The following is a 14,372-nucleotide window of genomic DNA, read 5'->3' as shown; positions in this document are numbered from 1 at the left end:
CATCAATTGAATCGGCTCCGGTCAAAAAATCAGCACATTCCCTTCTTCTTCAGAACGGAAAGCAGCAGGCTGCCCATCTCTGCGGGGTTTCTCGCCACGGGAATGCCGCACTCCTCAAGGATGCGGATCTTGCTTTCGGCCGTGTCCACGCCCGAGGCGATGATCGCCCCCGCATGGCCCATGCGGCGCCCCGCAGGGGCGGTGATCCCGGCGATGAAGCCCACGACGGGCTTGGTCATGTTGTCGCGTGCCCAGCGGGCGGCTTCCACCTCATCGCTGCCGCCGATCTCGCCGATCATCACAACGGCGTCTGTGCCCGGATCTTCCTCGAACATCCGCAGCAGGTCGATGTGCTTGAGCCCGTTGATCGGGTCGCCGCCGATGCCGACCGCAGCCGACTGCCCCAGGCCGCAGGCCGTAATCTGATCCACCGCTTCGTAGGTGAGCGTACCCGAGCGGGAAACCACACCGATGCGCCCCGGACGGTGGATGCTCGCCGGCATGATGCCCAGCTTGAGCAGCCCCGGCACCAGCAGCCCCGGGCAGTTCGGTCCAAGCAGTAGCGTATGGCTCTTGCGGTCCTTCATGTAGTTCCGCACCCGCAGCATGTCCAGCACCGGGATGCCCTCGGTGATGCAGACCACGAGATCCAGCTCGGCGTCGACCGCCTCCAGGATCGCCCCCGCGGCGAACGCCGGCGGGACGTAGATCACGCTCGCGTTGCCGCCGGTCTGCTCCTTGGCCTCGCGGACCGTCGCGAAAATCGGAATGCCGTCCATCTGCTGGCCGGCCTTGCGGGGGTTGACGCCCGCGACAAAGCGGTCGGCCGCGTTGGCGTAGGCCCGGCAGGCGCGGGTGTGGAACTGCCCGGCGTGCCCGGTGATGCCCTGCGTGATCACGCGGGTGTTTTCATTGACAAGAATGCTCATTGAGCCGCCTCCCTTGCCGCTCTGACGGCCTTTTCCGCCGCATCAGACATTGTTTCAGCCGAAATAAAGCTCAGGCCCGACTCCCTGAGAATCCGATGGCCTTCCTCTTCATGGGTGCCGTGCATCCTCACCACCATGGGCAGCTTGAGATTGAGCGTCCTGGAGGCCTCCACCAGCCCCTGAGCGACGATGTCGCACTGCATGATCCCGCCGAAAATGTTGATCAGAATCGCATGGATGTTGGGATTCTCGAGCATGATGCGGAACGCAGCCGTGATCCTCTCGACCGTGGCGCTGCCGCCGACATCGAGGAAATTGGCGGGGCTGCCTCCGTAGAGCTTGATGATGTCCATGGTCGCCATGGCCAGGCCCGCGCCGTTCACCATGCAGGCGATGTCCCCGTCGAGATCGATGTAGCTGAGATTCGACTTCCTTGCGAGCAGCTCCAGCCTGTCCTCGGCCTGGGGGTCGAGCATCGCAGCCGTCTCGGGATGACGGAACAGCGCATTGTCATCGACGATCAGCTTCGCGTCAAGGGCAATCACCTCGCCGCCGCGGGTGATCACCATGGGGTTGATTTCGAGCAGCGACGCGTCCTCGTGGACAAAAGCCTCGTAGAGCTTCAGAAGCGCGTCCCCGAAGCGCTCGCGCTCCCCGTCCTCAAGCCCGAGCTCCGAGGAGAAGGCCTCGAAAGCGCCGACCCCGGGAGCCTGCAGGGGGTCAATCAGCATGCGCCGGATCGCCTCAGGGCGCTTCTCGGCGAGCTCCTCAATCTCCATGCCGCCCTCGGCTGAGGCGAGCACGCAGATTTTCTGGCTCGAGCGGTCAATAAGAATGGCGGCGTAAAGCTCGCGGGCAATGTCGCAGGCCTCCTCAATGTAGAGCCTGTGCACCGCAATCCCCGCCGGTCCGGTCTGACGCGTGACCAGCTTCGCGCCCAGCATGGCGCGCGAGATGTCGGCCACTTCCTGCAGACTGCGCGCGATTTTCACACCGCCCGCCTTGCCGCGCCCGCCGGCGTGAACCTGAGCCTTGACCACCCAGGGGCCTGAAGTGCTCAGGCCTTCAGCCGCCTGCGCCGCGGCCCCGGCCTCGAACACAGGAACTCCCCGCAGCAGCGGGACACCGTATTTGGCCAAAATCGATTTGGCCTGGTATTCGTAAACTTTCATAAGAAGAAATCATTTCGCGCCGCACGGATTCGCGGGCGGAGACGGAGGTTGTGCTGCAAAATATGGAATTATTTCAAAACCCTGCCTAAAGGTTTTAGTCTAGACCGCTGCGCGCGCGGTCGAAGACATCGCGGATAATAGAATACCCGAATCCCCTGGACAGAAGGAAGCGAATCTGCCGGCCCCGCTCCCGCTCGTCCCCAGGCAGGCTGCCGAACTTCTTCGCCCAGACCTGATAGGCCCGCTCCTCCTCGGAACCGCCGAGCTGCGAGAGGGCCGCCTCCACCGCCTCAGACGGTACTCCCCGCTGCTTGAGCTCCATGCGCAGACGCGCCGCCCCGAGGCGGCCGCCTTTCTGACGCACGAACTTCTCAGCAAAGCGCTCGTCCGAGAGATAGCCCAGCGACTCGAGCCGGTCGAGCACCGCCTCGAGCTCCTGCTCCGCGGTGTCGGGAAAGCGCCGGCGAAGCTTCCGCCGCAGTTCTGCCCGCGCATATTCCCTGCGCGCGAGGGCCGCCACGGCCTCCGCGAGGAGACTGCCGCGCCTCGACGGAGCCTTTTCCCTTCCGGGCCGCGCCTGCCGCGGAGCACCTTCGGGGGCATCGCTCTCCTCTTTGAGCATCACAGGAACTCTTCAGGCGAAAAGTCTTCCTCAGGATCGAGCACCACGGTCGACTCAGCGGGCTCATCCTCCTTCCCCTTTTCCTTCGCCTTCTCCTTCGCGCCGGAGTCTTCCGCGCCGCCGGCCTTCTCCTCCTTCGCTTCAGGCTTTCCTGCGGGCTTGTCCGCCGCCTTTTCGGAGGCCTCGGGCTTTGCGCCCGCAGCTCCGTCCGCGGCCGCCCCGGAGCCCTGGGCGTCGAGGCTGCGGACGCCCTTGATCGCGCGAATCTTGTTTTCAATCTCGCGGGCCACCTGCGGGTGAGCCTTCAGGTACTCGCAGGCCTTGTCCTTGCCCTGGCCGATCTTTTCTCCCGCGTAGCTGTACCAGGCGCCCGCCTTGTCGATGATGTCGAGGTCCGCTCCGATCGTGAGGATCTCGCTCTCGCGGGAAATGCCCTCGCCGTACAGGATGTCGAAGACCGCAGTGCGGAACGGGGGAGCCACCTTGTTCTTCACCACCTTGACGCGGGTTTCCGAACCGATGATGTCATCGCCCTTCTTGATCGAGCCGCTGCGCCGGATCTCAATGCGCACGGAGCTGTAGAACTTGAGGGCGTTTCCGCCGGTCGTCACCTCGGGGTTGCCGTAGGAAACTCCGATTTTCATGCGGATCTGGTTGATGAAGATCACCATGCACTGCGTGCGGTTGATGGAAGCCGTGAGCTTTCGCAGGGCCTGGCTCATCAGGCGGGCCTGCAGGCCGGGCAGCGCGTCGCCCATCTCGCCCTCGATTTCGGCCTTGGGAGTAAGCGCCGCCACCGAGTCCACCACGATGAGGTCCACCGCGCCGGAACGCACGAGGGCGTCGCAGATGTCAAGCGCCTGCTCGCCGTTGTCGGGCTGGGAGATCAGCAGTTTCTGCAGGTCCACTCCGATGCGCTCCGCGTACTGCGGGTCCAGCGCGTGCTCGGCGTCGATGAAGGCGCAGGTGCCCCCGCTTTTCTGCATTTCCGCGACGACCTGAAGGGTCAGCGTCGTCTTGCCCGAGGACTCGGGGCCGAAGACTTCGATCACGCGGCCCCGGGGCAGCCCGCCGACCCCAAGCGCGATGTCCAGACCGAGCGAGCCCGTCGAGACGACGCTGATGTCCTGGTTCACGCTGCTGCTGTCCATCCTCATGATGGACCCCTTCCCGAACTGCTTTTCAATGAGGGAAAGGGTCGCATTCAGCGCCTTCTGGCGCTCCTCCTTCTCCACGATCCGGACCGCGCGGGTTGACGCTTTGTCCTTATTTTTCTTGTCTGCTGCCATATCAGTATTCTCCGAAGGGACTCCCGAAGAGCCCCTGCTGCGTTGATGAAATCGATTCGCGCGAAACACGCCGCCTTGCTTCTTTTTCTCCAGGCCGCGCATCCCACCTATGTCTTTTCTTATATCTTGCCCTTATTTCCGGCAGGAATCAGTTTTTTAAAATTTCATTTTTATTAGAGATTACCCTAATAAATGAGACCTGCTTTTTTCCAAAAAACAGCAGGCGGTCCCCCACGTTGATTTTTTTCTTGACAAAAGCAAATAAAAAGTACTAGAATGCGTGACCTAGCTAGCCGAAACGTGAAGCTTGACGAGCTTGGATTTGGGTCGTTAGCTCAGTTGGTAGAGCAGCGGACTTTTAATCCGTTGGTCGCGAGTTCGAGCCTCGCACGACCCACCACGATGGGCGGCTTGCAAAGGAATTATGGGCGCGTAGCTCAGTTGGTAGAGCAGCGGACTCTTAATCCGTCGGTCCAGGGTTCGAGCCCCTGCGCACCCACCATAATTCAGAGAAAAAGCTTTAACAGCTTTTCGATTTGGGCGCGTAGCTCAGTTGGTAGAGCAGCGGACCCTTAATCCGTCGGTCCAGGGTTCGAGCCCCTGCGCACCCACCAATTCGAAGGGTAGAACGCAACTGCGTTCTACCCTTTTTCTTATTCGGTCCCTCCATCTTCCCTGCCCCCTGCCGATCGCTTTCAGGCAGTGTTTTCTGCGGCAGAGCCGGCCTCTGGGAGAAGACCGGGCAGAAAATCGCCCGCTCCGCCTTTTTCAAGGACTGCGCGCGGGCGCATGGAGAGAAAGCTTCAGAGCAGGGGCCGCGGGTTTTGGAGAGCGGACCGCAGCCCCGTCCGCCTGCGGCTCTCAGGCCTTGCTCCGGGCAAGGTACTTGCCGACCAAGCGTCCGAAAGTCACCGTACGGCCGCAGGCCATGCCGGTCACGAGATTCGGGTAGGTGTTGGCGAAATAAGAGCCCGAATCATTCCCTACGACATACAGGCCGGAAATCGGGTTGCCCTCCGTGTCGATCGCGTTCATGTGAGTGTCGATCTGGATGCCGTCCATCGTGCAGAGGATGTAGCCGCAGTTCTTCGCTCCATAGAACGGGGGCTTGTCGACGGGAGACAGGCGGAAAGGCTCTTTCCCGTAGTCCTCGTCCCTGCCCTTTCTTACAAGCTCGTTGTAGCGGGCCACGGTTTTCTTCAGCTCCTCGGGCGGCAGCTTCAGGCCCTTCGCCAGGTCTCCGATCGTGTCCGCCTTGATAAGGAACCCCTTCTCGATCAGCCCGGGCAGCGTCTTCTCGACGGTCTGCCACGGGATGTTGGGCGCGACGCCGTTCTCGAACGGATACAGGCGCGAGCAGCCGTGCTGCTTGAACTGCTGGACGTAGCGGGGCCAGTTGCTGTCAAAGATGGTGTAGTGGCAGTGGCCTTTCTGATACTCGTCGGCGTGCAGGATGCCCTCATAGGTGCCCGATTCGTTGAAAAAGCGGTGGCCGTCGGCGTTCACCTTGAGCCAGGGCTGGGAGCCCATCCAGAAAAAGCCGTTGTCACCGGACTTGGCGGTCTCCACGCCCACCTTCTGGTCGGGGCGCAGCGCGCAGCGGTCAAACATCATCATGCTGTGCGTCTCGTCCATTTTGGCGCCGACCCAGAGACAGGCCCGGATGCCGTCGCCGCGGACTCCGGGCATGGAGCAGTTGCGGCCGATGATGCGCAGGTTCCAGGGCTGGAGGGCCTCCATCATCGGGTAGTTCTGGGAGTAGCCGCCGGTGGCGACCACGACGCCCTTGCGGGTGTTGTACCGGACGTATTTGCCCTCGGAGTTCCTCGCGATGCAGCCCGCCATGCGGCCGCCCTTCCTTTCGAGCTTCACCATCGTGGTCTCGTAGTCGAAGCGCGCCCTTTTTCACCGCATAGTCGTGAAGGATGATGTTGCCCGTGAGAACAGGCCCCTTGGAAGCGGACTGGATCTTGCCGCTGCCAATTGAATAGGGCCAGGCAGGCGAGCGCCCTGTCGGGAAATGATGGCAGCGGGACTGGTCCACTTTGTCGCCTGACTCGTGCACGAGCCTGATGCCGCGCTCCGCGAGCCGGTCGCCGTACCAGTCGATCGCCTCGCCCGAGCGGTCGCACCAGAGCTTGACGAGGTCCTGGCTGAGGTGCCCGGCGGCGTACTGGGTGGCCGCAGTGACGAAGTCGAACTTGTCGATTTTCGTTCCGTAAGCCTTCTGATACCTGGAATTGATGGCGCCAAGATCGTCGCGGATGCCTGTGCCGGTGGGGAAGAGGTCGATGCCGATCACCTTTTCGCCCTCCTCCGCGGCGGCCACGGCGAACATGCCGCCCGTGCCGTAGCCCACGACGAGGACGTTCGTGTCATAGGTTGCGGTGATGCCCTTCTCGGCAATCTCGGGGGGGCTTGCCGAGCCAGTCACCGCTGTCGGAGGACTCGCCTTTCGTGATCACCTCGACCGGAATCTCGCCCTTCGCCTGCGCGATGCACTTCGCCGCAGAATCGAACGCGACAGTGCGGTCGTGGCCGAGCACGAGGGCCTGAAGGCCTGGTTTGCAAGGCGCAGGGAAGCCGCCCGGGCCGCCGAGGCGGCGGGCAGACCCCGCTGGGGCAACGACTGGGAGGTCCGCGAGACTCAGGCCTAGCTGTACCTGCCGCACTCCACCGGGCTGTCCTTTCTCGACGATCCCAGGATCCGTAGCATTCTGCCCCGGTGGATCGACTGGATGCCCGTTGTTAAATCTTCTCTTTCAATCGAACCTCCGGCCGAAGGCTCCCCCGCAGGGAGTGGTTCACAGGAGCTGGCCTTGAGCTGGGGGCTTATCGTGAAGAAGTCCGATGCGCACCGCTGCGGCATGCCGATGAACGAAGCCGTCACGCGCATTCCGCCCGGCAGAGCCTTCCTGCTGCACTTCTCGGAGCCGGACCGCGGAGACTGGGAAGAGGTGCTTGAAGAGCGCTCGCGCTTTGCCCTGAAGAAAATCAAGGAGCTGGGACCCAGGCTGCGGGGCTCCATGCAGATGGTGCTTCTCATGCATGCCCGGATGAATTCGGACGACGGTTCGCACGAGCGCTGCGGCTTTTTCCTCGCCCCGGTCCATTAGCCGGGCGTATGCGCCTTTTTTGCCGGGCTTTTCCCGCGCCTCTCCCCCGGACCACCGGGTAATACGGCAAAAGCCCTCTCCGCGGCCGCCCCGCGGCCCGTCGGCAGCCTTTAAACTTGCAGACTCGAGGCCGGCCCCTCAAAGGGAGCCCGGCATGCGGCGGTTCAGGAAGAAAAAAGACATGATTGAACTACAACACATTTGGCAGACCTATCCCTCCCCGGACGGCAAAGGCACTCTGGATGCCGTGAAGGACGTCTCCGTCACGATCGAGGACGGAGAGATTTTCGGCGTCCTCGGCAGGAGCGGCGCCGGAAAATCCACTTTGGTGCGCTGCATCAACCTGCTGAACCGCCCGACGCGCGGCAAGGTGCTGGTCGACGGCCAGGACCTTCTCGCCCTGGACGACGCGCAGCTGCGGACCGTGCGCCACAAGATCGGCATGATCTTCCAGCATTTCAACCTCCTTTCCTCGAGGACCGTTTACGGCAACGTCGCCCTGCCGCTCGAGCTGACCGGAATGCCGAAGGACAGGATCCGGCAGAAGGTGGAACCGCTTCTCAAGCTCGTCGGGCTCACGGAGCACCGCGACAAATACCCCTCGCAGCTCTCCGGTGGACAAAAGCAGCGCGTGGGCATCGCCCGAGCGCTCGCCAACGACCCGAAAGTGCTCCTGTCCGACGAGGCCACCTCGGCCCTCGACCCGGAGACGACCGTCTCGACGCTCGCGCTGCTGCGCAGGATCAACCGGGAGCTCGGGGTCACCATCGTGATGATCACCCACCAGATGGAGGTGGTGAAGCAGATCTGCGAACGCATCGTCGTCATGGACCACGGCGAGATCATCGAACGGGGGGCCGTGCTCGATGTCTTCCGCAGCCCGAAGCATCCCACGACCCGCAGCATGCTGAGCGGCATCCTCTGCACGGAGCTGCCGCCCAGCGTGATCGAAAAGATCCACACCGAATTCGCCGCCCACCCGGGTCAGTGCAACAAGGCCCTGCGGCTCACCTTCGTCGGCGAGGAGGCCACGCAGCCGGTCATCTCCACCTGCGCGACGGACTATGGGGTCAACTTCAACATTCTCGCCGGGCAGATTTCCGAAATCCAGGGAAAAACCTTCGGCAGCCTCACCGTGGTGGCCTCCTGCTCGCCGGAAGCCTACGATCGGGTCCACGCCTTTCTCCTGGCCAACCATATTCAGATTGAGGAGTTAAACGATGCTGTTGTCGCCTGAAATGTGGAAGATGCTGTTCGACTCGTTCCTTGAGACGCTCGAGATGGTGGCGATCGCGGGCTGCATCGGGGCGGCCATCGGCATCCCGCTCGGGGTGCTGCTGTTCTCGACCTCCCCGAAGGGCATCCGCCCCGCCGGAGCCTTCAACCGCGTCACGGGCATCATCGTCAACGCCATCCGCTCGACCCCGTTCATCATCCTGCTGGTGGCGATCCAGCCCCTTACGCGCCTCATCGTGGGCACTTCGATCGGCACCGCCGCCGCCCTCGTTCCGCTCACGATCGCCGCGGCTCCCATGATTTCAAGGCTGGTCGAGTCGAGCCTGCGGGAAGTCGACAGGGGCCTGGTCGAAGCGGCCCTCTCCATGGGCGCTACCGACCTGCAGATCGTGAGCAAGGTGCTGCTGCCCGAAGCGCTGCCCGGCATCATCGCCGGCATCACCATCGCTCTGGTTTCGCTGGTGGGCGCCTCGGCCATGGCCGGCGCGATCGGCGGCGGGGGCCTGGGCGACCTCGCCATCCGCTACGGCTACCAGCGCTTCATGCCCGAGATCATGTACACCGTCGTGATCGTGCTGATCCTCTTCGTGCAAGGCATGCAGTCGCTCGGCGACTGGACCGTCCGAAAGGTCTCGCACCGCTGAGGTTCCCGGCCGGCCAGTCAGGGATTGGCAAAAATGTCCAATCCCTGATATTATTAGCAACTCATGCGGGTGTAGCTCAATGGCAGAGCTGTAGCTTCCCAAGCTACCTACGAGGGTTCGATTCCCTTCACCCGCTCCAGTTTCGAAACCGACGCGCCAGATTGAACGCGTCGGTTTTTTCGTCTGACAAGGAAAACTTCGAGCCATGAGCACAGACCTCACCCCGGAGCAGCTCGAGGAGCTGAAAAAGCGCCACATCCGCAGCTTCAGCATGCGCCGCGGGCACATCAGCAACGCCCAGCGCCGCTCCCTCGACGAACTCTTCCCGCTCTATGAAGTAGCCTATGAGGAACGGCCGGCCGACTTCGAGGCGATTTTCGGCCGCAAGGCCCCGCTTGTCTTTGAAATCGGCTGCGGAATGGGAGAGACCACGGCCGCCATCGCGCAGACCCACCCCGAGATCAACTTCCTCGGCTGCGAAGTGTTTCCGCCGGGCGTCGGGGCTCTTGCCAAGCGGCTGAGCGAAATGTCGCTCACCAACGTGCGGATCATTCGCCATGATGCGGTTGACGTGGTCGAGAAAATGATCCCGGAAGGCTCCCTTGCCGGCGTCCACATCTTCTTTCCCGATCCCTGGCGCAAGGCCCGGCACCACAAGCGCCGCCTGGTAGCCCAGCCCTTCATCTCGAAGCTTTGCAGCCGCATTGCGCCGGGCGGCTACCTGCACTGTGCGACGGACTGGGAGAACTACGCCGAGCAGATGCTCGACGTGCTCTCGCACGAGCCGGCGCTGCAGGACTGGAAGGGATGCGGCTACTGCCCGGTGATGGCGAACCCCCTGTGCGAGCGCCCGAGCACCAAGTTCCAGCAGCGCGGCGAGCGGCTGGGCTACGGAATCTGGGACCTCGTCTACATCCGCAGACCCTGAGACGGCGGAGGCGGCGCCCTACCACCACACAAAAGGCAGGGCGGCCCCGCGCCTCCTGCGCGGGCCCCGTCAGGGCAGGAAGGCGCAGTAGCCCAGCACCACAAGCCCGAAGACGATGCGGTACCAGCCAAAACCCCGGAAGTTGTTGTGGGCGACGAACCTCAGGAGCCACTTCACTACAACGAGAGCCGACAGGAAGGACACTGCAAAGCCTATGGAAAGCCCTGGCAGGTTGACCTCCACCAGATCGGCCCGGCTCTTCCACAGATCGTAGACCGTGGCCCCGAAAATCGTGGGGATGGCCAGAAAAAATGAGAACTCCGTCGCGGCCTGCCGCGACAAGCCGCAGAGCATGCCTCCGATGATCGTGGCCCCGGAGCGGCTCATGCCGGGAATGAGCGCAAAACACTGCATGCAGCCCACCTTCAGCGCATCGCGCCACGCCATGTCGTCCATGGCGGCAACGCGCGGCTGAATTCCGAGCCGCTCAATCCTGTTTTCCACCCAGAGGATGATGATGCCGCCGACCACCAGCGCCGAGGCCACCGTGACGGGATTAAAGAGCCTGCTCTGGATAAACCCGGCCAGCAGAACGCCCGCCAGGGCCGCGGGCAGAAAGGCGACCACCGTGTTCACGGCGAGATTGCGCTGGATGCCCGGACGAAAGAGGTTTTCCAGGACCAGCAGTATTCTGCTGCGGTAGTGCCAGCAGACCGCGAGGATCGCCCCGGCCTGAATGGAAACGATGAAAGTGTCCTTGTCGGGCGGACGGAAGCCGAGGACTCCCGCCGCCACGATCAGATGCCCGGTCGACGAGATGGGGAGAAACTCCGTGAGCCCCTCGACGATGCCCATCATGGCAACCTGGAAGAGATAAAAAACGTCCATTTTTCAGAAATCCGCTGGGCGGGCGCATGCGGCCCTCCCGTGAAAGCCGCCACTTTAGCGCATTTCGCGTAAAAAAGCCGCCAACCGGAATCAGGGCGGCCCCGATTCCGGTCCAAAGAAAGGAAGAGCCCCCTCTTTCTCAGTGCTTGAGCGGCTTGAAGCGGATGCGGTGCGGCCGCGCCGCCTCCTCGCCCAGGCGGCGGACCTTGTCGGCTTCGTACTCGTGGAAGTTGCCCGAGAAAAAGACCACTTTGGAATCACCCTCGAAGGCGAGAATGTGGGTGGCGATCCTGTCGAGGAACCACCGGTCATGGGAGGTCACCATCGCACAGCCCGGGAACTCGAGCAGCGCGTCTTCCAGCGCCCGCAGAGTCTCCACATCGAGGTCGTTCGACGGCTCGTCGAGCAGCAGCACGTTGCCGCCCGCAAGCAGGGTCTTGGCCAGATGCAGTCTGCCGCGCTCTCCGCCCGAGAGGTCCCCCACCCGCTTCTGCTGGTCCTGGCCCTTGAAATTGAAGCGGCCGAGATAAGCGCGCGAGGGCATCTCGAACTTGCCCACCTGGATCACGTCGAGTCCGCCGCTTACGGCTTCGAAGACGGTCTTGTCGTTGGGCAGCGCCGTGCGCAGCTGGTCCACGGCCGCGATTTGCACGGTCGGCCCGATGCGGATCTGGCCCGAATCGGGCTGCTGCTTGCCGGTTATCATCCGAAAGAGCGTGGACTTGCCCGCGCCGTTCGGACCGATCACGCCGACGATAGCCCCCGGGGGAACGACAAACGACAGGTCATCGATCAGCAGCCTGTCGCCGAAGCCCTTGCTCACGTGATCGAACTCGATCACGGACTTGCCCAGCCGGTCCGCCACAGGAATAAAAATCTCGTTGGTTTCGTTGCGCTCCTGATACTCGTAGGAGGACAGCTCCTCAAACCGGGCGAGACGGGCCTTGCTTTTCGCCTGCCGACCCTTGGGGTTCTGACGCACCCATTCGAGCTCGCGGGCGATTGCCTTGCTACGCGCCTCGTTCTGCCGCCTCTCGACTTCCAGCCGCTTCTCCTTCTGGTCGAGCCAGGAGGAGTAGTTGCCCTTCCAGGGAATGCCTTCGCCGCGGTCGAGCTCGAGAATCCATTCGGCCGCATTGTCAAGGAAATATCGGTCGTGGGTGACGGCCACAACCGTTCCGGGGAAGCGGTGCAGGTACTGCTCCAGCCACTCCACGCTCTCCGCGTCGAGGTGGTTGGTGGGCTCATCAAGCAGCAGCATCTCGGGCTGAGAGAGCAGCAGCCGGCAGAGCGCCACCCGGCGGCGCTCGCCTCCCGAGAGATTGCCGATGCGGGCGTCCCAGGGCGGCAGCCTCAGCGCGTCGGCGGCGATTTCCATCTGAGTCTCGGCGTTGGTTCCCGCCGCGGCGATGACGGCTTCGAGCTGCGCCTGCTCGGCGGCCAGTTTGTCAAAATCCGCGTCCGGATCCGCGTATTCGGCGTATACCTCCTCGAGCCTCTTTCTCGCCTGCATCACCTCGCCCATGCCGGCCTCGACCGCCTCGCGCACCGTCTCCTCGGGATTGAGCTCCGGCTCCTGGGGCAGATAGCCGATCTTGAGCCCCTTCTGGGGAATGGCTTCGCCCTCGAAGTCCTTGTCGACTCCGGCCATGATCTTGAGGAGCGTGGACTTGCCCGCTCCGTTCAGGCCGAGCACGCCGATCTTCGCCCCCGGGAAAAAGGACAGGGAAATATCCTTCAGAATCTGTTTTTTGGGAGGAACGATCTTCCCCACGCGATTCAGGGAAAAAACATACTGAGGCATACGGTGTCTCTCACTAACTGTAAAAAGAAGGTCCTGCCTTGAAGCGGGCGGCAGGCGCCCGTTGCCGCGGTCCTACTTGCGAAGCCCAAGGTAGCCCTTGATGCGCCAGAGGCTGCGCAGGCGGTTGCCGCGGTGAAGCCGCGCCCGCCGCTCCGCCCCCATGGCCTCGGGGTGACATTCCTGCCACTTTTTCAGCACGCCGCTCATATCGATGTCCTCGAGAATGCGGCGCAGCCCGCGGGGCAGCCACCGGGTGCTCACGGCCGCCTGGAAATCAATGAGTCCCGGCGTTCCGTCGGGCCGGACAACCCAGTTGCCGGTTCCGCGGGCGTCGAGGTGAACGAGTCCTGCTCGGTGCACCCTCTCCATCAGGTCTTCCATGGCCTTCAGGAATGACACGGTCATCCGCTCGGGTTCGCGCCCGAGCACCCGGGAGAGCGACTCGCCCGGCACGAAGGAGACGGCGATGGCGTTGCGGTCGATCCTGAAGCCTTCGGAGGGCACGCCGTCGACGCCCTTCAGGATCCGTATCGCCCTCAGCTCGCGCCAGAAAAGAAACGGGGCGAGGAACACACGGACAGGAAAAGAACGGCTTGAAAAATCCTTCACCGTCCAGTCCCTGCCCCGGCAGGAAAAAAGGGACACGCGCGCGTTGGCCGCATGCCCCTCCCGGAGCAGCTTCAGGGGCCCGGCTTCCATCTCCGCCCTTGTAAAGGCGCGGCCGCCAGAAGGCTGCTGCGAAAACATTCGGCGATCAGAGGCCAACCAGGCCGCTGCCGGAGATGCCGCTGCCGCCCTGAGGAGGAACCTGGAAGCCCTCCGTACCGGGAGTCACGATGCGGTGCGCGGCCTGCTCGCGGAGATCCTCAAGCCTCTTGAGCGTGTCCTCGACGCCCTGCTTGGCGGCCTCCCCGTAGGACGCCACGGCCTCGGCGAGCGTGCCGGCCTTGATCTCGAAGCTGATCGGCAGCGCCCCCATGTGGGTCATGATCTGAACCTCACCCATGAAAACCGGAGTCCTCGAGGCGTCGGCCGTGCCGTCGGCCTTGACGGGCGTCAGCACGCGAATCGTTCCAACCTTGCGGTCAGAAATGATTTTTTCCTCGAAAAGGTTGCCGGCATCCATCTCTGCCTTGAGTCCGCTCAAATCCGCCATGTTCTCTTTCATCCTTTCTGTTAAAAGAAGCCCCCAGCTAAAGGAAAGGCCCTGTAGCGCAAAGTTTATATTATCCCACATTCAGCCGAGGAGCTCGGCGCGCGGCGAAGCGCCCGCACACCCGCCGTGTCGGCCGGCGGGACTTTCAACGGACGACGAGGACGGGCACCGGAGACTCCTTGATGACCTTGGCCGTCACGCTGCCCAAGAGCACGGCCGACAGCCCGCTTCGCCCGTGGGTCGCCATGACGATGAGGTCGCAGCCGCGGCTGCGGCACGCCTCCAGAATAGCCTCGGCAGGCGTATTGCCCTTGACCGGCAGGAACTCCGCGGTCATACCGTTGCGCTCCGCAAGCCGCCTGGCCTCCTCGAGCCTTTCTGCGGTTTCCGCCTTCACGCGGTCGTTGTAGGACTCGAAGCTCTCGGGCCTGTAGGCCGTTACGTTCGCATACGAATAGGGCTCCTCGGCCGAGACCACCAAAAGCTGCGCCCCAAGCTGCTTCGCAAGCTTCATAGCCTGGTCGATGCCCTTCTGGGCAAGCTCCGAGCCGTCCGTTGTTGCAAGAATTTTTTTAAACATGTCGTCTT

The 14,372-nt window shown here is 63.0% G+C and carries 16 protein-coding genes and 4 tRNA genes; 10 read left to right on the top strand and 10 right to left on the bottom strand.

The genetic code is table 11. From position 1 onward, the window contains the following. Positions 1 to 29: 29 nt before the first annotated feature. The 4 genes from sucD to recA all read right to left on the bottom strand — a co-directional run bounded on the left by sucD (position 30) and on the right by recA (position 4,012). Positions 30 to 929 carry a succinate--CoA ligase subunit alpha gene (gene sucD, locus MAF45_RS02455; RefSeq protein WP_237977967.1) on the bottom strand — a complete coding sequence of 300 codons (900 nt, stop codon included), beginning with the start codon at positions 927 to 929 and terminating at the stop codon, positions 30 to 32. After that, a complete protein-coding gene (gene sucC, locus MAF45_RS02450) occupies positions 926 to 2,101 on the bottom strand; it encodes an ADP-forming succinate--CoA ligase subunit beta (protein ID WP_237977966.1) in 1,176 nt (391 codons plus the stop codon). The genes sucD and sucC overlap by 4 nt, the downstream gene beginning before the upstream one ends. 94 nt (positions 2,102 to 2,195) lie before the next feature. Beyond that, positions 2,196 to 2,723 (bottom strand): recombination regulator RecX, encoded by a 528-nt coding sequence (recX, locus tag MAF45_RS02445; protein WP_237977965.1) that lies wholly within the window; start codon positions 2,721 to 2,723, stop codon positions 2,196 to 2,198. After that, positions 2,723 to 4,012 (bottom strand): recombinase RecA, encoded by a 1,290-nt coding sequence (gene recA, locus MAF45_RS02440; protein WP_283206971.1) that lies wholly within the window; start codon positions 4,010 to 4,012, stop codon positions 2,723 to 2,725. Before recA ends, recX begins: the two co-directional genes overlap by 1 nt. A 324-nt stretch (positions 4,013 to 4,336) precedes the next feature. On the opposite strand from recA, the gene MAF45_RS02435 reads away from it, so the two are divergent. From MAF45_RS02435 to MAF45_RS02425, 3 genes are all read left to right on the top strand, one after another. After that, positions 4,337 to 4,412, top strand: a tRNA-Lys gene (locus tag MAF45_RS02435). 26 nt (positions 4,413 to 4,438) lie between these two features. Next, positions 4,439 to 4,514, top strand: a tRNA-Lys gene (locus MAF45_RS02430). Between the two features lie 36 nt (positions 4,515 to 4,550). Continuing rightward, positions 4,551 to 4,626: transfer RNA gene (locus MAF45_RS02425), tRNA-Lys, on the top strand. 247 nt (positions 4,627 to 4,873) lie between these two features. Here MAF45_RS02425 and MAF45_RS02420 read toward each other — a convergent pair. Further along, a complete protein-coding gene (locus MAF45_RS02420) occupies positions 4,874 to 5,887 on the bottom strand; it encodes an FAD-binding protein (protein ID WP_237977964.1) in 1,014 nt (337 codons plus the stop codon). 170 nt (positions 5,888 to 6,057) lie between these two features. Between MAF45_RS02420 and MAF45_RS02415 the strand changes: the two genes are divergently transcribed. The 7 genes from MAF45_RS02415 to trmB all read left to right on the top strand — a co-directional run bounded on the left by MAF45_RS02415 (position 6,058) and on the right by trmB (position 9,936). Further along, positions 6,058 to 6,234, top strand: a complete 177-nt coding sequence (locus tag MAF45_RS02415) for a hypothetical protein (RefSeq protein WP_237977963.1) — start codon at positions 6,058 to 6,060, stop codon at positions 6,232 to 6,234. Positions 6,235 to 6,402: 168 nt separating this feature from the next. Next, positions 6,403 to 6,669 (top strand): hypothetical protein, encoded by a 267-nt coding sequence (locus tag MAF45_RS02410; RefSeq protein ID WP_237977962.1) that lies wholly within the window; start codon positions 6,403 to 6,405, stop codon positions 6,667 to 6,669. Positions 6,670 to 6,831: 162 nt separating this feature from the next. Beyond that, positions 6,832 to 7,128: a hypothetical protein gene (locus MAF45_RS02405; RefSeq protein ID WP_237977961.1), complete on the top strand. Its 297-nt coding sequence runs from the start codon at positions 6,832 to 6,834 to the stop codon at positions 7,126 to 7,128. A 181-nt stretch (positions 7,129 to 7,309) separates the two neighbouring features. Further along, positions 7,310 to 8,365, top strand: a complete 1,056-nt coding sequence (locus tag MAF45_RS02400; protein WP_237977960.1) for a methionine ABC transporter ATP-binding protein — start codon at positions 7,310 to 7,312, stop codon at positions 8,363 to 8,365. Next, entirely contained in the window at positions 8,355 to 9,008 is a 654-nt protein-coding gene (locus tag MAF45_RS02395) for a methionine ABC transporter permease (protein ID WP_237978029.1), read from the top strand. Before MAF45_RS02400 ends, MAF45_RS02395 begins: the two co-directional genes overlap by 11 nt. Before the next feature lie 65 nt (positions 9,009 to 9,073). Further along, positions 9,074 to 9,147 (top strand) — tRNA-Gly (locus tag MAF45_RS02390). A 66-nt stretch (positions 9,148 to 9,213) separates the two neighbouring features. Then, a complete protein-coding gene (trmB, locus tag MAF45_RS02385) occupies positions 9,214 to 9,936 on the top strand; it encodes a tRNA (guanosine(46)-N7)-methyltransferase TrmB (RefSeq protein WP_237977959.1) in 723 nt (240 codons plus the stop codon). Positions 9,937 to 10,005: 69 nt separating this feature from the next. Here the strand turns inward: trmB and MAF45_RS02380 are convergent, their stop codons facing one another. The 5 genes from MAF45_RS02380 to MAF45_RS02360 all read right to left on the bottom strand — a co-directional run bounded on the left by MAF45_RS02380 (position 10,006) and on the right by MAF45_RS02360 (position 14,364). Then, entirely contained in the window at positions 10,006 to 10,824 is an 819-nt protein-coding gene (locus MAF45_RS02380) for an undecaprenyl-diphosphate phosphatase (RefSeq protein WP_237977958.1), read from the bottom strand. A gap of 139 nt (positions 10,825 to 10,963) precedes the next feature. Beyond that, entirely contained in the window at positions 10,964 to 12,628 is a 1,665-nt protein-coding gene (gene ettA, locus MAF45_RS02375; protein WP_237977957.1) for an energy-dependent translational throttle protein EttA, read from the bottom strand. Positions 12,629 to 12,700: 72 nt separating this feature from the next. Beyond that, the gene (locus MAF45_RS02370) at positions 12,701 to 13,327 is read right to left on the bottom strand and encodes a protein kinase family protein (RefSeq protein ID WP_237977956.1); all 627 of its coding nucleotides are present in this window, start codon (positions 13,325 to 13,327) and stop codon (positions 12,701 to 12,703) included. Positions 13,328 to 13,382: 55 nt separating this feature from the next. Then, the gene (locus tag MAF45_RS02365) at positions 13,383 to 13,784 is read right to left on the bottom strand and encodes a hypothetical protein (protein ID WP_237977955.1); all 402 of its coding nucleotides are present in this window, start codon (positions 13,782 to 13,784) and stop codon (positions 13,383 to 13,385) included. A 145-nt stretch (positions 13,785 to 13,929) separates the two neighbouring features. Then, positions 13,930 to 14,364 (bottom strand): universal stress protein, encoded by a 435-nt coding sequence (locus tag MAF45_RS02360; RefSeq protein ID WP_237977954.1) that lies wholly within the window; start codon positions 14,362 to 14,364, stop codon positions 13,930 to 13,932. Positions 14,365 to 14,372: the final 8 nt, after the last annotated feature.

This window comes from Mesosutterella porci, assembly GCF_022134585.1.
Lineage (GTDB): Bacteria > Pseudomonadota > Gammaproteobacteria > Burkholderiales > Burkholderiaceae_F > Mesosutterella > Mesosutterella porci.
The sequence above is the reverse complement of the archived record's forward strand: the minus strand, read 5'-3'. Positions and strand labels throughout refer to the sequence as shown.